A 23910-nucleotide genomic window follows, 5' to 3' on the forward strand; every position below is an offset into this window, starting at 1 on the left:
TCATCGGAAGATCCCCGCCCGCCGCTCGGGATCCACCACGATCTGCTCGACCACCCGCCCGAAGTCCAACTCCGCCCCCGGGAACGGGTACCGCGCATCGAAAACACACACCCCCGACACGCCCACCTGGAACCACGCGTGCGTGGCGTCCGACCGCCCCCAATACACCCGCACGGCCTCGTCCTCCAGATCGATGCCCCGCCCGTCGACCCACAACTGCAACCGCCCGCCCCACCGATAGAGCACACCCGTCGTCTCCCCGAACCGGCCATAGATCCCCGTCACCGGTCCCACGGTGGCGGCAAGCCCGTGCAGCCGCCCCGTGGCGGTATCGAACGCGGCCGGCCCGCCACTCCCGTCAGCGGACTGCACCACCAATTGCTCAGCAGCGGAACGTCTTTCGGGCTTCCACCGCCCCGATCCCCCACCCGAGGCCCCCGCCGCCGACGGCACCGGCGGCGGCATCATCCCCGGCGGCGGCAGCACCGGCGGCGGCGCAACCGGCGGCGCCTGCCCCTGCCCACCATCCCCCTGCCACTGCCCCGGCCCATACGAAATCCCCTCCTGCCGCCACGGCTGCAACCCGCCCCCGTCCTGCTGCCACGCCTGATACCCGGACCCCCCGGCCCCGTCCCCACCATGCTCCAACCAAGGCGGCGCGGCAGGCATGGGCCCCCGCGGCACCGGCTGCGAATCACCATACGGCCCAGCGGGATTCGGCATCACAGACGGCCCGGCCGCCCCACCATTCGGACTCCACCCTGCCGATTGTGGTTGCGCCCCAGCCCCACCGGCCCAACCATTCGCCGGACTCCCCACCCCTTGCGATCCCCCAGGCCAACCAGCCGCACCCTTCACCCCGGAATCCCGCGGCGATTCGAAAGCACCCGGCACGTCCGAAGACCCAGGGAGGCCCAAACCGTCAGGAAGCTGCGAGTGCCCCGACCAACCAGCCATATCGGGGACGCGCGGAAGCCGCGACACGTCGAGAGCGCTTGGGGTGTCAGAAGCTCCAGGGAGATCCAAACCCTCAGGAAGCTGCGACGGCTCCGACCAACCACCGCCACCCGGCACGCGCGGAAGCCGCGGCACATCGGGAGCGCTCGGCACGTCCGAAGGCCCAGGGAGGCCCGAACCCTCTGGAAGCTGCGACGACTCCGACCAACCAGGGTGACCGGGGACGCGGGGAAGCCGCGGCACGTCGGGAGCGCTCGGCGGGTCCGAAGGTCCCGGCCAGCCTGGCACCTCGGGTAGCCGCAGCCGGTCCGGCCAACCCGGATCACCATGGGCCCGTGGTGCGTCGGAAGTACCCGGAACCCCTGAAGATCCCGGTGCTTCGGGCGTTTGGTGTGGGTCCGGCCAACCAGTCGGGCCAGGCCCCTGTGGCACATCGGGAGTACCCGGCGTACCCGAGAGTTCCGGCAGGTCTGGAAGATGCGATGGACTCGGCCAACCGGACGCGCCGGGCACCCGTGGTGCGCCGGGAATGACGGGCGACTCCGGAGAGCCTGGGAGGCCGGGCATCTGGGGCAGGTGCGGTTGGCTCGGGTGACCAGAGGTGCCCGGAAGCCGCGGCGGCTCCGGGAGACTCGGCGGTTCCGGAAGCTGCGGCGGCTGGGGCCGACCAGGCGCACCCGGGGGCTTGGGCAGACCCGGGTCTTCCGGAAGGTTGTGCGGGTGGGGCCATCCAGTGCCTGGAACCTGGGGCGGCTCGGGCAGGTTCGGGACTTCCGGGAGGTGCGGCGCATGAGGCCATCCGGGAGCGTCCGGAACTTGAGGTGGCTCAGGCAGATTCGGCACTTCCGGAAGGTGCGGCGCAGAGGGCCACCCGGGAGCGCCCGGAACCTGAGGTGGTCCAGGCGGATTCGGCACTTCCGGAAGATGAGGCGCGTGAGGCCAACCGGGAGTGCCCGGAACCTGAGGTGGTTCAGGCAGATTCGGCACTTCCGGGAGGTGCGGGGCATGAGGCCATCCGGGGATGCCTGGAATCTGGGGTGGCTCGGGCGGATTCGGGGCTTCCGGGAGGTGGGGAGGATTCGGGAGGTGGGGTGGGGTGGGCTCCTGGGGAGGCTGCGGGAGGGGTGGGGGTGTGGGGGTATGTGGAGGCTGAGTTGGGTTGGGTGCCTGCGAAGGGTCCGGGCGTGCCGGGGTGGCGGGGGGCTCGGGGGTTCGGGCGGATGCGTGCGTGGGTGTGTTAGGGGATGGGGTGGGCGAGTCGTGGGGAGCGGGGGGCTCGGGCCGCGAAGGTTGTTGGGGGACATCGATGTCGGGGGCTACGAGGGTCGGCACGTCCCATTCGTCGTCGGGCATTTCGACGTCGAAGAAGTGCGGGGGGTGCGGGATTCGGGACATCACGTACAGCTCGGGTTGCCCGTCCTGGCCGGGTGCGGCCGGGCGGCGGCGGTGACGGCCGTCGCCGGGGTCCGTCTCGCCGGGTTGACGGGAGGCATCGTCGTCAGCGGAGCGCGTCCCGCGTGCTCGAACACGCGAATCTCCGTCTCGTCCCGAGTCGTCCCCGGAGCGCGAACGCTCGTGGTCACCGGCACCGGGCGGCTGAACCGGCTCGCTATCCTCTTCTCCGCCTTCGGCTTTCCGATCCGAACCGTCCCCGACGTCCGAGGATCCGGCCTCGCCGTCCCCGGCCCAGCGCACACCCATCTCCCACGAGCCCCCGTCCTGGTCCACGGGCCGTCTCGTACCCCCATCGGTATCGCCCTCACCAGTCCCCTCGGTCCGGCCTGCCGTCACCCCGTCATCCCGCTCGTCACCACCCGGCAACACCTCGGTCTTTCCGGACTCCCGCGCCACGCCGCTCCGGTCGCGCCCCTCCTCCTCGGCATCGGCGGCACCGACCTCCTCGGCCGCATGATCGCCGTCCCCGTCGTCGCGGGACACCGCAACCTCGCGCAGCCCCGACTCGGCACTCCCCTCCCCGGAACCGCCCGGCTCGGCCTTGTCACCGGAAGCGCTGGCCCCCTGGGGCTTTGCCTCGGTGTCGCCATCGCGCGTCTCCTCCGCGGGCTCACCCGGACGAGTCGGCCCGGACTCCGGAACCACATGCGTCCCCGGCCGGCTGAAGCGAACCGAAGCTCCCGTGTTCTCCCCCAGCGGCCCCTCCAGCTGCTGGACCGTGACCTCCGTGAACCCGAACTCCGCCGCCAGCCGCCCGGTGAAGGTGTTGCGGGCGGCCTCTTCCGGGGTGAGGAGGAGTTCCTGGATGCCCGCGTTGAAGGAGTCGAGGTTGTCGGAGAGGCGGGGGCCCGCGTTCCAGGTGTCGTCGATGTGGATGATGTGGGGGGCGATGGCGTGCATCATGTCTCGGAACATGGTGCCGCCGTCGGGAGTGTGCGGGCCGACGCGGATTTCGATCTGGGCGATGCCGGAGCGGCTGACCCAGGCGTGGATGCCGTGTTCGTTGCCGCCGCCGTAACGGTGTTCGTAGAAGACGCCGAGTTCGCTCTCGACGATCTCCGGGCCGAAGCGGGCCTCGAGCCGGTGCAGGTGCTGTTCGAGGTCGGCGACGGCGTCGCGGGCGCGCAGGTATTCGCGGGCGGCGTCCTCGAGGGCGCGGGCGCGCTCCTCCCACAGGTCGAGGGTGGGCAGTTCGCGGGTGCGGGCGCGCACCTCGTCCATCCAGCCGGGGAGCTGGTCCTCGTCGCGCAGCTCCGCGCGGGGGTCGACGGGGAAGTACCGCGCGGCGTCGTCCACGGCGTGTTCGGCGCGCTCCAGCCGCGCGCGTTCGGCCTCGAGCCGCTCGCGCACCAGCGCGGTCTCCTCCTGCGGCGACGGCAGCGAATTCCGCTGCGGCTCGGCGCTTTCCAGCTCGTGATCGGATCGCTCCGCACCCGGCTCGGTGCGCCGCAATGCCTCCTCCAGCCGATCCAGATGATCGTCGGCGTCGACGTAGTCGCGCACCGCCCGCTCGAGCGCGTCCACCCGCTCCCCCGAATCCGTCTGCGCCGCACGCAGATTCGCGAACCACTCGTCCCCACCGAACTCCCGCCCGATGAGCGCGGCCACCGGATCGAGTCCCAGCGCCTCGGCCGCGCTCTCCAGTTCCGCCGACGCCGACCGCCACCGCTCCCGCGCGGCGGGCAACTCGTTGCGATACCGGTCTCGCGGCAGGAACGACGACAGCTCGTGCCGCCCCTGGTACAGCGCCGACCCCTCCAGCCCGGCCCGCACCCGACCCAGGTGCGCGTCCGCCTCCACCCGCTCGCGGGCCGCACGTTCCAGCGCGTCGACCCGCTCGACCGAATCCGGATGCGCCGCACGCAGATCCGCGAACCATCGCTTCCGATCCGCCGACCGGTACGCGGCCACCGCGGCGTCCGGGTCGACGCCCACCGCCCGCGCGGCGGCCGCCACGGCCTCGGCCGCCCGCTCGGCCCGTTCCTGCGCCCGCGGCAGTTCGAGCAACTCGGCGAGATAGGAGTTGTACTCCAGATCCCGGCGCCAGCCCGTGAACGGCGGCCGGTCCGCGTCCCAGTGGTAGCCCTCGCCGACCGCGTGGGCGTTGGCGTCGTACCAGGTCTTGCCCGCGCGCTGATGGGCCGGATTCCGCTCGTACTCCGATTCGGCCAGCGCGTCGTGCAACAACACGATGTCCTGCTGCAACGGCCGCCGCAGTCGCGGAATCACCCTCTCCGGCAACGGCTCCACGGTCAGCAGCCGGTTGATCGCCTCGGCGACGTCGGCCACCTGATCCATCCGCCGCCGCACGAAACGCCCGGCCGGATCGTAGGGGTCACGCACCAGATGCTCGTCGACCATGAGGTGATCGAGGATCTGCCGGATCTGCTCGCGGGTGAACGTCGGCGGCGCGAATTCGTCCGCGCCGGTCATGTAGTCCGCCCGCAGCGGCGGATGCCCGTCGGCCAGTTCCTCGGCGATCCGATGGATGTCCCGGTCGCTGATCCGCCCGTTCTCCTGCATCCGCAGCAGCCGCTCGCGCAGCTCGAAGACGGTGTCGCGCACCAGGTTCCGATCCTCGGTGTCGAACGCGTCGCCGAGCTTGCGCTGTTCGGTGTCGGAGTACTTGTCGATGTAGTTCTCGAGGTAGCGCTCCAGCCGTTCCCCCGCGTCGGCGCGGGTCAGCTCGTGGGGCACACCCTCGATCAGTTCGGCCCGGATCCGGCCCAGGATCTCGCGGGCCGCGAACACCCGCTGATTACGACGATGCCGTTCGAGCCCCTCGAAGATCTTGTCCGCGAGCTGCGGATCGGCGCGGAACCGCTCGTACTCCCGATCGGTCCACGACAGCAGCCGCCACTGATCCAGCACCGGATCACCGCTCGCGTGATCGCTGCGCATATGCGGCGCGAGTTCGGTCACGATCGCGTCGATATCGGCGTCGGCGATGCGGCCCCGGTCCTGGAGTTCCAGCAGCCGGTGCTGGATGTCGGCGACCGTATCACGCACGGCCCGTGGGTCATTCGCGTGGAAGGCGTCGGCCAGGCGACCCGCCAGATCGTCGATGCGGGCGTCGACGCGCCGCACCTGCTCGGGCACGTCCCCGCGGGTCGGATCGATCCGCGACCCGCCGTCGACCAGTTCGCGGCGGATCCGCGCCACCACGTCCTCGGCGGCGCGCCGCCGCTGCTCGTCGCGGAACCCGTCCGGGTTCTCGCGGGTGCGATCGATCAGCCGTTGCATGTGATCGGGCAGTTCCGCGCGATCGGGGGCCAGCGTGTGGTCGGCCGGATCGCGGCGCGGGAACATCTGCTGCACGTCGTACTGCGAGCGCTGATGCCACTCCACGCCGGACCACATGGTCGAGAACGGCGGCACCTTCTTCAGTCCCGGGTGGGCGTCGAGGAAGTCGCCGATCCCCGGATGCCGCTGGATCCACGCCTCCACGCGCGGATGTTGCAGCGCCATCATGAGATTGCGCAGATTGCGCTGCACGGCATTGATCTCGCCGCCGATGTGCAGGCTGAGGATGTCCTCGTCGGGTATGTCGCCGCGGAAGAACTTGCCCTCCACGCCGAGCGCGTTGAACGGCAGCAGGTCCAGCGGAATCTTGCCCGGCGGGATATCGGTGAACGGCAGCGCGAGCGTGTTGATGTAGTGGACCAGCCCGCCCCACCAGTCCGGATTGCCCGGATCGTAGGGGTCGGGGACGGTCTGATCGCGGTTCGTGCGCCACTGCGGACGCGTCGGATCCACGTAACGCCATTCGCCCTCGCCGTCGCGCCAGCGCGTGACGCGCATACCGGGTTCGCCGCGGAACCAGCCGGTTTCCATGACCTCCACGCGCGGCGGGGGCAGCGGCTCGGATCGCACGTCCCACAGTCCGCCCATCATCTGCCGGTATTCGATCTCCGGCCGCAGCGTCATGAGGTGCGCGATCTCCGCGTGGGTGAGGATCGCCTCGGCCAGCGCCCGATCGTGGTCGGCGGTGGGATGATCCAGATCCGCGCGCGGCCCGAGCACGATGAGCCGCGGCGGCTCCCCGTCCACGACGGCGACCAGATCGGTCACCATGCGCGCGCCCTCCTCGGTGAGCAGATCGTGCCACCGTCCGGCGACCCGCCCGGCCTCGTCGTCGAGGCGGCCCATGGCGTTGTCGACCCGGATCACGTCGTGGGCGGCGTCCCCGAGATTGTCCAGCCAGCGCAGCAGCCGGTCGCGGATCTCAGGATCGTCGAATTCGGCTGCGCGCGTGCGGGCTTCGGCCAGGACGCGATCCACCGTGGCGGGGTCCGGGCCGAGATCCTCCGCGCGCACGGGGACGCCGTGCTCGGTCAGTCGTTCCGCCAGGTCCTCCAGCATGGAGCGGCGGGCCTTGTTGAACTGCTCGCGGAACAGTTCGGCGCGTTCGGCGCCCAGCCGCAGGATCTCCCGGGTCACCTCGGGCGAGAGCGGACGGCCCTCGCCGACACCGGCGTCGCGTAGTTCGGTCAGTCGCGCCTCGACGTCCGCGACCGCCTGATCGATGCGGTTGAACGCCTCCACGGTCTCGACGAGCTTGCGAATCCCCCTGCGCCGCAACGCCACTTCGGACGGCGCCATCTGCTGGTGCACGATCCGTTCGGGCGTGTCGAGGGTGGCCGGGATGCGGATGGACCGGGCCTGGGTCTTCTCGAAGAGCTCGAGGACCCTGCGCTCCAGCGCTTCTCCGGCGAGCCCGGCCGCGTCGCGCAGTTCGGCGCGCTCGTCGCGCTTGACGCGCAGGAATTCGCGTTCGCGGGTGAGTTCGTGCCAGCGCTCGACCAGCCGCTCGTATTCGGCCCGCGGGGATTCGTCGCGGCGCACCGCGCGGATCTCGCTCTCCAGCCAGCCCAGATCCTCGTCGGTGCCGCTGATCCGTTCGACCACGCGAATGAGTTCCACGACGTGCTCGAGTTCGTCGGTGTCCTGCACGCCGTGCCGTTCGCGCACCTCCTGCAAGGTGTCGCCGAGGCGTTCCGGTCGTAGCGCGGCCCAGTTGTCCGCGTCGGGAATGCCGAGGCCGACGGCCAGGGCGTTGCGGCGGCGCACCATCGTCTCGCGGTCGCGGATCAGATCCTGGCGTTGTTCGTTGAGTTCCTCGAGCCGCTGCTGGAGCTCCTCGTGCGCGGCGCGGGCGGCCGAGGCATCGGGTGAATCACTCTGGCGCGGTTCGCCTTCCCGGTCCGGTGTCGCCGCGGGCTCGTCGGGCCGGGCGGCGGGCGCGGGGTGATCCGGTGGGCGCAGATCGACGACGCTCGCGTGACCCGCCTCGTCGACGCGGGTCTGCCGGTAGACGACCTCGATCCCCTGTTGCGCCAACGACTCTCGGAGATCGCGGCCGAGCAGGTGATCGGGCTCGCTCGCGGGCGAGACGACCAGGATGCGGGTCGGTTCGCCGGGCAGGTAGGCGACCAGATCGTTGCCGCGCACCGGGGTGGCGTGCTCGGCCGCGATCACGTCCAAGGCGGCGGCGGTGGCCGCCTCACCGCGCAGCGCCGCCACTTCGGCCGCGGCCGCGTGGTATTCGCCGAGCACCCGCGTCACCTGCCGCGCGTGCCCGCTGACCTCCTCGAAACGCTCTTGGGCCGCGCGCAGTTCGTCGAAGTGGGTGACCAGCTCCGGACCCGTCACCGAACGCCCGTTCAACTCCTCGATCCGCGTCCGATGGGCATCGCGAATCTCCTGGACTCGGCGATCCAGATCCTCGCCCCCGAGCTCACCGCGAATCCCCAACGCCTCGGCCAACTCCCGCGCCCGCCCGAGCAGCCGATCGCGCTCGGCGACCCGCTCGGCGATCCGTGCCGTGAGTTCGGCGAACCGCCCGGCCTGGCCGGTGGGCTCGAACGGTCGCGGCTCGCCCTGGGTGGTCCAACGGTCCGACGGCGGCTCACCGCCCGTCGGCGGAGCGGGCGGCCGCCCACCGTTGGCCCCGGAACCGCCACGATCACCCGCACCGGCGGTGCCCTCCGGAACGAATTCGCCTTCGCCGGAAGCGGTTTCGCCCGGCGGTCGCTGCGCGCCGCCACCGGAGCTCGGCTCGTCGGGTTCGGGGCGCGGTGCGGAACCGGCGGGGGGTTCGGGGTCTGGCGGGTCCTCGCGGCGGACGACGATGGTGCCGTCCTCGTCGACGGACAGCCGCAGGATCACCACATTGTCGCGATTCGGTCCCGCGATCTCGCCGATCTCCGGGTGCAGCGCGGCGGCGTTGTCGAGAATGCCGTGCGGACCCTCTTCCTCGCCCCACACCACGACCGCGACGCGGCGCGGATGGCCCTCGATGATCCCGGCGCGGTGCTCGCCCAACAGGACGTGCGCGCCCGCCTCGGTCAGGGCGTCGTGCTCGATAGTGCGCGCCATCGCGGCGTCGGCGCGGGCCAGATCGTCGACGGCGTCGCGGTGGTCGGCGGCCGCGTCTTCCAACTCGTCGAACGCGGCCAGGCGGCGGCGCGCCTCGTCCCCGTGGGCCATGGTCTGATTACGCAGGCGCTCGAGCAGTTCCGCCAGCCGATCGGGATCGGTGACCACGTCCCAGTCGAGGGTCTCGCGGGAGACGCGGTCGCCGCGGCGCTGGGCGTCGCCCTCCGCGCGATCCACCTCGTCGATGGCGGCCCGCAACCGCTCCTCGGCCTCGGTCCGTGCGCGGGCGGCCGCGAGCAGTTCGTCGCGGCGGTCGTCGGCGCTGGCGCGGCGATGCTCGTCGAGCAGCGCGCCGAGTTCGTTCAGCGCGGCGGCGCGGTCGCGCACCTCGCCGCGCAGTTCGGAATGCACCTCGGCGAGTTCCTCGGCGGAGAGCCGCTCGTGGTCCTCGATGACGCCGTCGCGGAAGGCGTCGTAGGCCTTGATGTACTTCTCCATCCGCTCCCGCAGATCGGCGCGCAGCTCGGCGTCGAGCGCCTCCCGCTCCTCGGCGGTCAGGTCGCGGTGTTCCTCGCTCGTGCCCGCGCGGAACTCCTCGTATCGGCCCATGTGCTCGGCGAGTTCCTCGCCCGCCGCGTCCACGCCGATGATGCGCGCCCAGTCGCGGTTCACGCCGTTCTCCGCGGGCAGGCCCACACGGCCGTCGAGCAGATCCGCGAAGCCCACCAGATCGCCCACGACCTCGCGCAGATGCGCCACCGCCGCGTCGTCGCGAATGGGATGTTCGGCGCGGGCGGCGAGCCGACCGGCGTCGGGGTGCCGGGCCGGGGCCGGTTCCGCGGCCACGATCGCGCGGACGAACGCGGCCAGGGGCTCGGTGAGATGAGCGACGTCGGCCGGGCCGTCGGCGCGCCGGACCAGTTTGTCGATGGCGCGCTTCAGTTTTCGGGTGCCGATGCCGCGCGGATCGTCGGTGCGGCGGAAGTCGTTGTCCAGGCGGCTGCCGTACAGGTCGCGCGCCTTCAGTCCCAGCTCTCGCGCCAACCGGTCCCGCGCGATGAGCGCCGCCCCGCGATCGGCGTAGCGCATCTCGTGGAAGCAGTCGGTCAGCGCGTCGATCAGCCGGTTGCGCCGCGCCCGGGTGAGCGTGCGGTCGAGCAGCACGGTCGTCAACCGTTCTGCGGCCAGCTCGTGCGTTCCGGTCACCTCGGACAGGATCGCGCGCAGTTCGGTGAAGGCGGTCTCGCTGCGGGTCGGCGAACCCGCGCCGACCAGTCGCGGATCCGCGGTGCGATCGCCCTCCCAGACCCGCTGGGTGGGGTCGCGGTCGATCAGGGTGCGCGCGAATTCGTCCAGGGCCGTGCGCAATCGGGTCTCGGCGTCGCCGCCCGTGCGGTGTGCGACGTTCGCGATCGCGCGGGACAGCTTCTTCGGATCGAGGCCGTCCGGGTCGGGTTCGAGTTTGCGCAGGTCGTCGTCGAACTTGCGGGGATGCAACTCGCCCGGCTCGACGCCCAGGCGGCGGGCGAGCCGGTCGCGGGCGGCGTCGACGGCGTCGGCGTCGATGCCGCGGATCTGCGCGGCGTAGTCGGTGAGCGCCTTGACGATTCGGTTGCGGCGGGTGGCGCCCAGGTGCGGGTCGGCCAAGGTCTCGGCCAGCCGTTCCCCGGTGAGGTCGCGCGCGGGGATCTCGAGTCGCCGGGCCAGCGTCCCGCGCGCCAGGCCGACATTGTTGAACTCCTCGATCGCTCCGGCACTGCGGACATAGTCGACGAGGGCCTCGATCTGCGCCGCCCGCACCGCGTTTCGCAGGCGCTCCTCGGCGAGCAGGCCGGTACCGGGACGGTCGAGCAGCCGGTCGGCGTCCAGGCCGAGCCGGTCGGCCAGGGCGCGAATGTCGTTTTCGACATCGGTGCGGGGCCGGGGCGACGAAACCGGCTCGGGCGCGGCGTGTTCCGGCACGGACGGCGCGTCAGGTTCGGTGGTCGGCTGGACCGGTCGCCACGGACCCTCGCCCTCGCGGAGCAGGGTCACCCGCACCGGTCGGCCGTCGATCTCGTCCTCGAAGAACCGCGCCTGCGGCGCTTCCAGCCGGGCGATGCGGACATTGCCGTCGGGGTCCACCCAGCCGATGCGGTAGTCCGGCACCAGGTCGCCGCGATTCACGGCGTCGGCGTGTTCGGGGTGCGCGGCCAGGGTTCGGGCCAGCATCTCGTCGTGCCCTAGGCCGGTGTCCACGATCACCAGGCGCGCGGGTTGCCCGTCGACGTGCCAGACGCCCGGTTCGACACGCTGGCCGCCCTCGCCGTGTCGCAGCCATTCGGTGGCGGCGAGATCGACCAGGGTTTCCCCGGTTTCGCGATACCGCTCGTCCAGATCGCGGTAGTCGGCGGCCAGCTCGCGCAGCCGCCGCAGGGCGTTCATCCGGTCCTCGGTGCCGCTGCGCAGCCCCTCGATCGTCTCCGCCAGCCGTGCCGGATCGCGGGAGATATCGTCGGGTAGCAGATCTTCCCAGGTGGCGCGCTGTTCGCGAATCTGCTCGCGGCGCAACGCCTCCTCGAAGTACAGCCGCAGCCCGCCCTCGCGGGGACGGCCCTGATCGTCGAAGAGTTCGGTCCAGACCGGCGGCGGGGTGGCGGTCTTGTTCTTGATGCCGCCCCAGTTGAGGAAGTTGGCGTCGCCCTCGTTCGCGATGACCAGTTCCTGGAGGAAACGGTTCAGCGGATCGTTGGTGAGGGAATCGATCTCGTGGCTGTACGGGATCAGCGCGTCCTCGGCGTTGTACCACCGGGTCGCGCCGAGCAGGCCCTCGATCGCCGCGCCCCGCCGCGCGATCTGGTACTCCAGGTGTTCGATCGCGCGGCGGACCGATTCGTGGCCGAGGTCGGGCAGATCCAGACCGTAGTTGCGGGCCAGCGCCACGATCGTCGCGGCGACGTCGGCCCGCTGCTGATGCAGGGCGTCGACCTCGTCGAGCCAGTTCCGCAGGGCCCGACTCTCGGAATCGTCGGGGCGGTATTCGTCGCCCGCGGCGGGTCGTTCGAAAGGTTCGGGGGGCGTGGGGTTCTCGGGTGGGCGGTGTGGTGCGGCGTTGCCGTCTTCGCGGGGTCCGCCCCAGCGGGCGGCCTGTTCCGGGGAGAGTTCGACCTGCCGCAGCAGTTTCGGATCGGCCTGTTCGCGCCAGTACTCGTATTCGGCGCTGTCGGTGCGGTAGGCCGCGGGCAGTTCGCTCTCGTGGTGGCGGTGAAACAGGAAGTCGCCCAGCTTTTCCCGGTTCTGATAGAAGGTGATCAGCTCGACGGCCAGGCCGATGGGCAGCTTCTTGAGCACCTCCGAGGCGCCCGACAGGCCCTGGATGAAGTCGGCGACGTCGTACCCGGCCCCGTGCGCGGGCGGATGCGCCGGTGTCGCCGGAGCGTTCGACTCGCTGCTCGGCTGCGCCAGCGCCGACCCGGAACCCGAAGGCGCGGGCGGTGTTTCGCGCAGCTGCGGTTCCCGCAGCCGATCCAGGATCCGCCGCCACAGCGACTTCTTCGGCTCGGCCTCCGGGGCCTCCTCCGGGGACTCGTCCGGCCGCCGCACCCGCTCGTCACCGACGACCCGCCAGCCGCCCTCGCCATCGGCCTCCGCCCGCAGATGCACCCGATCCGCACCGATCTGCAACACCAGATCGTGCCCACCGGCCGCGGGCGCCTCCCGATCCGCGGCGGTCAGCGCGGCCAGATCGGCGATATCGTGCGCCTCCCGCAGCACCTCGGCCCGCAGCCGCGCCAGCTCCCGAGCGGCCCCCTCCGGCGTGCGCAGCTCCGCGGGATCCACACCGAGCATCCGCGCCCAACCATCGCGCGTCGCCTCGACCTGCCCCCGATGCCGAGGCTCGGTAACCTCCGCAACCCGCCCGATATGCTCCGCCAGCGCCTCGACGGCCCCCGCCCGCACCGCATTCCGCAACCTCTGCTCCTGCAACACCCGATCGCGATCGCCCCCGGTGAGCTGCTCCTCCCGCACACCGAACCGCCGCAGCAACCGCTCGCGCAGTTCATCATCGGAGATTCGTTGTGGCGCCCGGTTTTCCGGCTGGGCCGAATTCCGCTGAGCGGCAGAGCTTTCGTCGCTCCCGGCGGCGTCCGGTCGCGGAGCGGGACCCGTCCGGTCGCTCGATCCTTCGCCCGGCTCGGGAGGTGTCTCCGGGCCGGACTCCCTATTCGTTCGCCCGGCTCGCTCACGTGACGAGTCCGGAGAGGTCGCGGCGGGGTCCGTCCCGGCATCGGATCGAGTCGCCGCCTCCGGGCCAGACTGCCTGTTCGGTTCACCGGCTCTCGATTCCGGGGGAGTTGTGGAATCGGGCCGAGTTCCCGTGGGGTCGGTCGTCGAGTCGGGACCGGAATGCCTGTTCGTTTCTCCGGCTCCCGAGTCCGGGAGGGTTGCGGAATCGGGACGGGTGCTCGTGGGGTCGGTTCTCGCGTCGGGACCGGACTGCCTGTTCAGTTCTGGGGTTTGCGAGTTCGGGGAGGTGGGCTCGGGGTGCGGCGGCGCTTCGGGAAGGGCGGCTGGGGGGCGGGGTGGGGTGAGTTCGGGGGTGGTGTCGGGGTTGGGTTCGAGGAGCCAGTACTCCTCGTCGCCGTATGCCTCGTCGAGGGTGAGGGGGGTCAGGTCCTCCGGGTAGCGCATGGGGCGTGGTTGTTCGCCGGGGGTGTCGTCGACGAAGCCTCGGGCGCGGGCTGCTTCGGCGAGTTCCTGGAGGGCCGAGAGGGGGTCGGGGTGGCCGGTGAGGGCCTCGTCGAGGCGGAGGACCTCGATCAGTTCGCGGGCGTAGGCGTCGAGTTCCTCCGGATGCCGGGGGGCGGGGTCGTCGCGATGGGCGGTCGCGTGGTCGGCCAGGAACTTGCGGACCTGGTCCAGCGGCCGACGCACATGGGCCTCCGCGTCCCCGCCGGGCGCCTCCCCCGAAACCTGTTGCGGCACAGTCACAGAGCCGGTCTCCGCTCCCTCCTCCGGGACACCCGCCTGCTCCCGCAACCAGTCCGCCATCTCACCGTGCTGCCGCGCGGTCCACTCCGCCTGCTCCGCCAACCGCTGCTTCAGCCAATCCCCCGGATCGGCATCGGCCACGCTCCGCGCCCGCTCGGCCCGCTCCCGCGCCTCCCGGGCAATCCCCTCGACCCGCTCCAACTGCTCCCGAGCCGCCTGCCGCCCAGCGCTTTCCGCATCTCCGCCGGAGCGCTCCGCTTCGCCATCGCCTCTCCGCGTCTCCACCGCCGACTCGGACCGCCCGGTCGCACGCGCACCCGAAGGCCGCCCGTCCTCCTCCGGCGACCCCTCGGCCTCGCGCGTCCCCGTTTCGGTGACGACCTCTCCGTCGCCGCCCCGCGTTCCCTCGGAATCTCCTGTTTCCGAAAGCCCCTCGCCCTCAAGCGTCCTCGGTTCCGAGGCGTCCTCTCCTTCGCTGCCGCCTCGAGTTCCCTCGGGAACTCTTGTTTCCGAGGGACCCTCGGCCTCGCGCGTCCTCGCTGCGGAGGCGTCCTCTCCTTCCTCGGCAGCCCGAGCCTCTTCGGAATCTCCTGCCTTAGAGGGCAACTCGCCATCGGTCACGTCTTCGCGCGTCCCGGGCGCGGTAGGCTGCCGGTCCTCGGCGGCAACATTTCCGCTCTCGCGTGTATCGGGCTCGGAGGTTCCTTCCCCCTCAGCGGGCCTCTCGCCGTCGGAAGTCTCGGAGGGCGCTTCGTCGTCCGGGGTCCGCACATCCGGTGCGTCTTCGGAATCGGACCGCGACTCCATCGAATCCCGAAGCCACGCGGCCATTTCGGCGTGTTGGCGGGCGACCCATTCCTCGTGGTCGGCGAGTTGGCGGGTGAACCAGTCGTCGATTTCGGTCGCGGCGCGGCGGCGGAGGGCTTCGGCGCGTTCGTGGGCCAGGTGGGCCTCGCGGAGGATGCGGTCGTAGCGACGGCGGGTCGGGTCGGTGTCGGGGTGGGCGGTCAGGTCGTGCAGCCAGTCGGCGAGGTCGGTGTGTTGGCGGGCGGTCCATTCGGCCTGGACGGCGAGTTCGCGTTTGAACCAGTTGCCGGGATCGGCGTCGGATTCGCGGCGGAGCCGGTCGGCGCGTTCGCGGGCCTCGCGGGCGGTGCGGTCGGCGGGATGTTCGTCGCGGGACTGGCCGATGGTGCGGTCGCGGTCGGGGCGCGCGAGGTCGGCGGCGGCCTCGGCGGCGAGGCGGGCGCGGGTGGCGTCGTCGACTCGGGAGAGCGGGCGGCCCTCGTGGTCGAAGAGGATCGCCTCGGTGCTCTGTACATCGCTCGGCAGGCGGGACAGATCCTCGTGCACCTCACCGGTGGCGGCGTCGCGGACCACGATGCGGCCGCCGCCCTCGTGAACGAGCACATACGCGTGGCCGCCGACGCCGTGCCGATCCGACGGCCCGCGGTACATGTCCACGACCAGGGCCGCCGCCCCGGGCTCCAACCCGCGCAGATGATCCGCGAGCGCCCGATGGTCGGCGAATTCGCGCAACCGCCCACCCGCCGCGGCGACGAGTTCACCCCGGGTCATGCCCTCGACACCGACCGTGCGCTCCGGCAACCGAATTCCCGAATCCGGCCCGAACATCCGGACCAGCTCACGCAGGGACAGCTCCCCGCAGCGGCCGCGGTTCAGCTCGTCGAGCAGGGCCGTCGCCTCCGGTGTCAGCAACCGCTCGAGCAGCGCGTCCGCCGAATCCCGCAGCGTCGCGTCGTCGTGCGCCGACCATTGCGGGTCGGGAGCGCGGAACTTGGGGCCCCGGCCGCTCTCGGAACCACGCGCGCCATCCGTGTCCCCTTCGGACCGCGCGTGCGCTTCGTCCCAGGCCCGCCGGTAGAACTCGGCATGCGAAACGCCTTGAACCACATGATCTCTCACGATCGGCCGCAACGCGTCCATCGCCGCGTCGTTCGCGGTGCGCTCGATCACCGGCGTGAGTTCCGGCGGAACCGGACGATCCCCGTACCCGGCGTCGCGCCGCGCCCGCGCCCGCGCCTCCTCGAACGCCACGGTGTACTCCCGGGCGCCCACCGGCTCCGGAACCTCGTGCCCCGCCGCCCGAAGTTGCCGCGCCGCAACGATTTCCATCGCGTGCGCCCGCGTCTCCTCGTCCAGCATCCGATCCACATAGGACTCGCGGTCCAGCCGCATCAGCTCCCCGGCACTGCCGCGCGCCTCCCGCGCCCGCGCCGCCTCCACGTGAATGGCGTGATGCACCAGCGCCGACATCTGCTCGGCATCGGACAATCCGATGTCGAGCACCAGCCGATCCCGATACGGCCGATACCCGTGCTCGGCCGGATCGGCGGTGTGCGCGATCTCGGTGCCGCGCAGAATGCCGGTCGCCCATTCGCCGACCGGGGTCGCGGCCAGCGCCTCGGTGATCTCGCGCAGCCGCGCGTTCGATGCCGACGAGGCCAGATCCACCGCGAACATGCTCTGCGCCCGACCGATCGGATCGTCCGGTTCCGCTACGGTTTCGGTCCGGATCCGGCCGATCCCGTCCACGTCGACATTGACGAACTCCACATGATCGCGCCCGAGATCCTCGACCTCCGCGGCGATTTCGGGCCGACGCAGCAATTCGTGATGATCACCGCGCAGCGCCGGAACGATCAGCCGCTCCTGACCACCCGGCCCCGGTACCAGCACCGCGCGGCCGTCCACGAGTTCGGCGCGCGGATTGTCGCGCAACAGCGTGTCGAGCACATCCCGGACCGCGATGCTGTGCACCGCGTCATTGATGAAATACAGTCCGGCACGGCGGTTCTCGAACTCCATCCGCCGGTCCACCAGCTCCCGGAGTTCGTGCTGGGCACGACGGATCTCGACGGCGCGTTCCGGGGCGGTACGGGGATCGCGCAGTTCGGCGTCCAGTTCCGCGATCCGCTCGGCCACCTCGTGCCGCATCGCGAATTGGTCACGGCCGGAATCGATGTCGTGTCGCTGGGCCATCGCGTCGATCTCGGTGGCCAGCGACCGCGACCGCAGACCTTCGGAATGCCGATGCATCGCCTCGAGGCGCAGCCGTTCGGCGACGGTCGGATCCTCCGGCCGATATCCCGCGTCCGAACCCTCGATGTGCGTGTGGTCCCACATCTCCCGCGCGATGTCGACATAGGTCTTGCCCGCCGGGTCGCGATAACTCTTGACGATGTCGCGCACCGCGCGCGTGGCGGCGGTCTCCGCTTGTTCGCGCGCCTGGTCGGGGGTCAAGGCCGGATCGTCGCGGAAGAACTCCAGCGCCCGCTCGTAGCGTTCGCTGAACACGCGCTCCACCTCGACCGGCGAGGATTCGATATCGAAGCCGAGTTCCCGCAGCTCGCGCACGAGCTTCGCCTCCTGCGCGAAGGCGGCCGTCTCCTCGTCGAGCACCGCGCGCACGAACGATCGGCGGTCCAGTTCCAGGATCCGGTCCTCGAGCATCGCGGTGCGGCCGTCGAGGAACCAGCGGCCGTGGATGGCCTCGTGCGCGAGTGCCAGCGCCTGTTCGAGATGGTTCCGCCCGCGCGTGTAGACGGTGGCGGTCAAGTCGGCGGACTCGAATTCACCGTACACCTCGTCGTTCGCCGAGGCGTCCAGCCGCTGCCGGATCAGCCCGTCGTCGAACACGCGCAGGATGTCGCGCCCGGTTTCGGTGCGCGACAACAGGTCTCGCAGCTGGTCGGGCACCGGGTCCAATGCCCGGCCGATCCGGGGGCCGCCGCCCGGATCGTAGGCGTTCGCGGTGTCAGCGGGCCGGGCGTGGGCGGCGATGTCGTCGAACCGGCGCATCAGCACGTCGTGCCAGTCCTCGCGACCGCGGGCGGCGAACTCGGGGCGCAGCGCCTCGAGCTGACGGCGGGTGTCGATCAGCTGCGTCGGATCCAGGTCGTGGTCGCGGAATTCGACACCGCCGTCGGCGCCGACCCGGAGGAATCGTTCGGCGAACTCGCTGACCGTGTCGCGGGTGAGGACCGGATCGAAGGCACGGGTCGTCAGCGCGCCGATGATGCGCCCCCCGTCCGGGTCGATCACCCACCGGTCCGAGCCCCGCGCGGGCGCGCCCACCAGCGCGTCGTGCAGGCCGAGACTGCGTGCCGTCCACTCGTCCTCGTGCATGTCCGCGACGGTCCCGGGCGGGAGCCGTCGCAGGTAGACCACGTCGCCGTGGACGTACGCCTCGGAGATGTCGCGCCCGAAGACGCGGCCGACCAGAGCGGACAGCGCGATGGCGTCCGCGGTCCGCGCGTCGCGCACGGTGACCTCGATCAGGCTGGCGCCGTTGACGTGACCGACGATCGCCATCTTCGCCACACCCGGCGGCAGCTCCCGACCGGGCACCGCCAGGTCGGTGACGTCCCGGACGGCGGCGAGCCGGGCCACCAGCACCTCTTCGCGGAAGGTCTGCACGGCGTGCGCCCTGTCCCAGGCGGCGCCGTAGCTCTCGGCGTAGGTCTCCCCGTGCGGGGCGTAGTTCTCGACCTCCGGGCGCAGCGCCGCGATCCCGGCCTCGACGCCGATGCGCGGCAGGTCCGCGGCGGGCACGCCACGCTCGCGGGCCGCCTCGACCGCGGCGTCGTAGGCGTCCCGGAACGCGTGCTCCCCCAACACTTCCGGAACCTCGAGACCCGCGCGGCGCAGCTGCGCCACGGAGATGATCTCCATCGCGTGCGCCTTGGTCTCCTCCGAGACCATGAGGTCGACGTACTCCCAGCGCCGCCAGGTCGAGCGTTCCAGCGCCGCGCCCGGCGTCTCCCGGGCCCGCGCGACCTCGATGTGGATGGCGTGATGGATGAGCGCGGCGGCCTGCTCGCCGTCGGTGAGGCCGATGTCGAGCAGCACGCGACGCTGGGACGGGCGGTAGCCCTGCTCGTCCGGATCGGCGGTGTGCCGCACCTCCACGCCCTCGTCGGACAGGACGCGGGAGACCCATTCGCCCACGGGGGTGGCGTCGAGCTGTTCCCGGACGCGGGTGAGGCGTTCGCGGCTGGCGGTGTCGGCCAGATATCGCGGGGACACCTCGCTCGGCGCGGGGAACGGTATGGGTGGTTCGGGGGCGTCGACCTCGCGGACGTAGACATTGCCCTCGGCGTCGACCGTGACGGTCCGGTAGTCGACATCGTCCGCGCCCACTCGGGCCAGCGCCGCGGCGATGTCCGGATGCGCCAGCGCGATCTCGTGGCCGCCGGGTTCGGCGGCGACGATCAAGCGTTCGGGGTGGCCGGGAAGCAGAATCGCTCTGTCGCCCAACGGGATAGAGCCCGGATGATCTCGACGCACCGCCGCGAGCACATCGGCGACGGCCAGTTCGTGGGCCGCGCGCATGTGCTGATCGAGGCGATACTCGTAGTCCGCGCGCCGATCCAGCGCGTCGGACAATTCGCGCAGGGTGTGTTCCTCGCGGCGGAGGTGGGCGGCGGTCTCCGCGTCGATGCCGGGTTCCGACAGCCGTTCGCCCACCTCGGCGAGCCGATCGGTGACGGTGCGGCGCGCCTCGGCCTCGGGCAGATACGGTTCGGCGCCGAGGAGTTCGGACAGGCGGGCGACCTCGGCATAAGCGTCCTGGGATCGGCGCACGTCCAAACCCCAACGCAGGCCGTGGGTGCGCAGGCGCTCGGCGGCCTCGGGGGTCGTCGCCTCGTGCGGCGGACGCGTCTGGTGCTGTCCCGCAAAGGGATTGGCCTGGTCCCAGGCCTTGCCGTAGTAGTCGTGGTAGTTGGTCTCGCCGTGGCCCCAGTCCACGAATTCGATGACCTCGCGCGCCTCCGCGCGGGCCGCGGCGTCGGCTCGATCGTGGATCTCGTCGGGGGACAACGCCGGATCGGTGCGAAGCCGGTCGGATTCGGCGCGGTAGCGCCGCGTGTACGCGTTCTCGTAGGCGGTCGACGGGACCACGTGGCCCTCGTCGAGCGCGCGCAGTTCCCGGGTGAACAGCATTTCGGTGTGGAAGCAGGCGGCCTCCTCGTCCACCCGGTCCCGGATGAACTCGTCGCGACCGAGCGTCCTGGCGTCACCCGCGCGTCCCGCCACGAATCGGGAGGCGTGGACCAGTTCGTGCACCATCGTCATGGCCTGCTGCACATGGTCGTTGCCCGCCGTGTACACGGTGGCCGTGTGGTTCTCACCGCTGAACGTGCCGGCCACGTGGAGGGTCGGGTGCACGAGTTCGAACCGCTCCTCGATGGGCATCCGTTCGCGCAGTTCGAGCATGGCGCGCCCGGTCTCGGTGCGCCGCACCAGTTCCCGCACCTGATCGGGATAGGCGTCGAGCGACCGCCCCACACCCACCCAGTCCGCTTGCCCCAACCGCGCGGCGCCCGACTCGGCCAACGCGTCGCGCGTGTCCTCGTCGATGCGGTCCACCGGGTTGCCGTCGCGGTCGAAGACGATCGCCTCCGTACCCCGCACATCGCGAGCCAGCCGCGCCAGATCCTCGTGCGCGGCCCGCGTCGAAGGATCGCGAACCACGATGTGCCCGTTCTCGTTCACCAGCAGATAGGCGTGCGCACCGACCCCATACCGATCGGCCGGCCCCCGATAGGCGTCCACCACCAGCGCCGCCGCGCCATCGCCCAACTCCGACAGCCGGTCCGCCACCGCCGCGTGATCGGCGAACTCTCGCAGCCGCCCACCCGCGGCCGCCATCAACTCCTCCCGCGCCATCCCCTCGACGCCGATCAGCCGCTCGGGCAGCCGAATCCCGCTGTCGCGTCCGAACATTCGCCGCAGCTCGTGCAGGGAGAGTTCACCGCAGCGCCCGCGGGTATCGACGAACGTATCGGGGCGCCCATCATCCGCCCGCGGCCCGGTGACCTCCGCCGTCGGTGTGGGCGAGACGAGACGGCGTGCCGGTCGGGACACCGACTCCGCGTCCGCGGACCTCGCCTCGACGGGGCGTGACCCATCGACGACGCCCTCCCGCGCCGCACGCCCGCCCCCGTCCGAAACACCCCGCGCCGCATCCCACACCCGGCTGTGCGGCGCCTCCCCGACGGCCCCCACCGACTCCCCCAGAGCCCGCACCCCGACCCCATGCTCCCGAGGCGGCGCGAACAACGGCCGAGCATCATCTCCACCCCGCCGCGGCAACCCCTCACCCGCACTCGAATCCCCAAGCGGCACAGACCCGTCCCCGCGCGGCACATCCCGTCCACTCGGCCGAACCGCTGGCCCCTCGGAGAGATCCCGCCCCGCCTGCCCGGTGGGCGAGTCCTCGGACTCCGGCTGCGCGAAACGGCGGCGCGTCGGAGTCGTCGGCGGATCCTCCGGCTCACCCAAATCTCTACGCGACGAGGGTTCCTCGGTCCCCGGCTGCGCGGTACGCCGAGTCGGCCGCGTGGGTGGGTCCGCCAATTCGTCCGAATCCCGCCGCACCGAAGGCTGATCAACCTCCGACTGCGTGGAGCGGCGACGGACCGGGGTCGTGGACGGATCCTCCGGCCCCTCCGAATCCCGCCTGGCCGAGGGATGCTCGGACTCCGGCTGCGCAGAACGGCGGCGCGTCGGCGTCGTGGGCGTGTCCTCCAGCTCCTCCGAATCTCGCCTGGCCGAGGGCTGTTCGGAGTCCGGCTGCGCGGAACGGCGGCGGGTCGGGGCCGTGGGTGGGTCCTCCAGGTTCGCCGAATCTCGCTGGGGCGGGCGCTGTTCGGGCTGTGGCTGGGTGGGGCGGCGGGGGGTCGGGCGGGTTGGCGGGTCTTCCGAGTCGCCCAGGTCTTTGCGGGATGTGGGCTCGTCGGTCGGGGGGCGGCGGGTGTGGGCTTCGAGGTGGGTGAAGCGGTCCATGACCAGGTCGTGCCAGGACTCGCGGCCGTGGGCGGCGAATTCGGGGCGGAGGCGTTCCAGGGCGGGGCGGTACCGGGCGAGTTGGTCGGGGGTGAGGGTGTGGGGGATGAAGTCGACGCCGCCGTCGGGGCGGACGCGGAGGAAACGTTCGGCGTAGGGGGTGACGGTTTCGCGGGTGAGGATGCGGGATTCGAAGGCTCGGTGGTGGTTGTGCCAGCTGGTCGTGCCGTCGGGTTCGACGACCATGCGGACGGTGTCGCGCGGCAGGCCGACGAGCGCGTCGTGCAGGGCCGCGCCCACCGAATCGAAGTCCGGACGACCCAGTTCCCTTCGCAGAGCATGGGTTTCGTGTTGCAGGTAGACGACATTGCCGTCGACGACCGCATGGGGAGCCGGGAACCCGACCGCGCGGGCCAACGCCGAGGACAGCGCCTCGGCCTCGGCGTACCGAGCGTTGAGCATGGTCTTGCGAACGTACTGCTCACCATTGCCGAACGTGACCAGTTCGGCCTTGCGCACCCCGGGCACCCGCACCTCGTTGCCCAGGAGCCGCACCGAGCGTTCGCCGAGCAGCATGGCCGCTTGGAGCCGCTCCGCCACCGAACGGACCCCGTTCGCCCGATCCCAGGCCGCGCCGTACTCCTCCCGATACGAACGCCCTTCCGGCGCATGGTTTTCCACCTCGGGCCGCAACGCCGCCAGACCCGCGTCGTTGGCGATCCGGTCCAACTCCGCCGCGATCCGCGTGGGCACGGGTTCGGTCAGTCCGAGTTCCCGCAGCCGCTCGTGCCGCGCCCGTTCGTACGCCTCGGTGTAGGCCCGCTCCCCCAGCACCTCCGCGACATCGTGACCCGCGTCCCGAAGCTGGCGCGCGGCAAGGATTTCCATCGCGTGCGCGCGGGTCTCCTCGCCGATCCGGCGTTCGATGTAGGGCTCGCGCTGCAAGGTGACGATCTCGCGGAGTTCGCCGCCGTCGCGACGGGCTCGTTCGAGCTCGACGTGGATCGCGTTGTGCACCAGATCGGCCATGTGCTGGGCGTCGGAGGCTCCGACGTCTAGCACCAGGCGGTTCAGCGCCGGTCTGAAACCGGCCTCGGCCGGGTCTGCGGTATGCCTGATCTCGACGTCCCGCAGCGTGTCCAGCGCCCAGCGGCCCACATCGGTGCGGCCCAACTCCGCGCGGATGGTCTCGAGCCGTTCCCGGGTCGCCGTGTCGACGAGGTCCAGCCGGTGCAGTTGCGGCGGGTGCGCGGGCTCGGCGAGGCCGGGCGCCCGCCAGACGTGGATATCACCGTCGTCCTGCAACCTGACCACGTGGTATTCGACATCGGCCCCGTCGCGTACCGCCGCGACGCGCGGATCCGCGAGCACGGCGTGGTGCTCGCCGGGCGCGCCCACCAGCAGCAATCGCCTCGGCTCGCCGGGCACCAGCACGGCGTTGTCCGAAATCCGTTGCGCGCCGGGATTGTCCGCGAGGGCACGGCCGATCACATCGCGAATCACGATGTCGTGTTTCGCGGCCGTACGATCCCATTGGATCCGCTTGTGCAGTCCGTCGCGCTCGTCGACGAGATCCCACAATTCCCGCAATCGGTGCTGTTCACGCAGCATGCCGGGCACATCGCTCGGCGCGGCGTCGACCAGCGCGAGGTCGAGACGGGCGAGCCGGACCGCGATCTGGGTTCGCATCCGATCGGTGTCGCCGGGCGTGACACCGAGTTCGGTCGCCTGCCGCCCGATGCGCCGGATCACCTCGTTGGCCTGGTTCATATCGTCGAGGCGGTACATCTCCGCCTCGCGCAGCCGGCGCGCGCTCTCGGGCGTCGGATCGTAGCTGCGGGAGGAGCGAGCGGGTGGCGGCGTCGGATGCGCCGCCTGCTGCGAGCTGTGCGCGTGGTCCCACGCCTCCTGGTAGTACTTGGTGTAGTTCTTGCCGTTGGGCCACACCATCTTCCGCAGCTCGTGATGCACCGCTCGACGCGCGGACTCCCGGGCCCGCGCCTCGATCTGCTCCGGTGTGAGCGTCGGGTCGGCGCTCGCTCGCTCGACGGCTTTGCGATACGCCGCCGCGTGCACGGTTTCGACGGGCGCCTCCCACACCCGATACCCCAGGTCACGCAGTTCCCGGCCGAATTCCATTTCCCGGATGAAGCACTCGGTCTCCTCGTCGACGCGAGCGCGGACGTAGTCCTCGCGCGACGGGTAGTCGAGCGGATGCTCCTTGGCGCGCCCTTCGACGTGGTACTCCGCGTGCACCAATTCGTGAACGAGCGTTCTCGCCTGCCACACATGGCCGTTGCCCGAGGTGAACACGCTCGCGCGGAGTTCTTCCTGGAC

At 71.4% G+C, this 23910-nt stretch carries 1 protein-coding gene (running past one end of the window); it reads right to left on the minus strand.

Features of this window, described 5'->3' with window-relative positions; genetic code table 11:
• Positions 1-23910, minus strand: the 3' portion of a protein-coding gene (locus ACFYTQ_RS20140) for a hypothetical protein (RefSeq protein ID WP_387362815.1). 8151 nt of this gene lie beyond the right edge of the window; the window shows 23910 of its 32061 coding nt (coding positions 8152-32061); its start codon lies beyond the right edge, outside the window; it ends in the stop codon at positions 1-3.

It is taken from the genome of Nocardia sp. NPDC004068 (genome assembly GCF_042874315.1).
In the GTDB taxonomy this organism is placed as follows: Bacteria; Actinomycetota; Actinomycetes; order Mycobacteriales; family Mycobacteriaceae; genus Nocardia.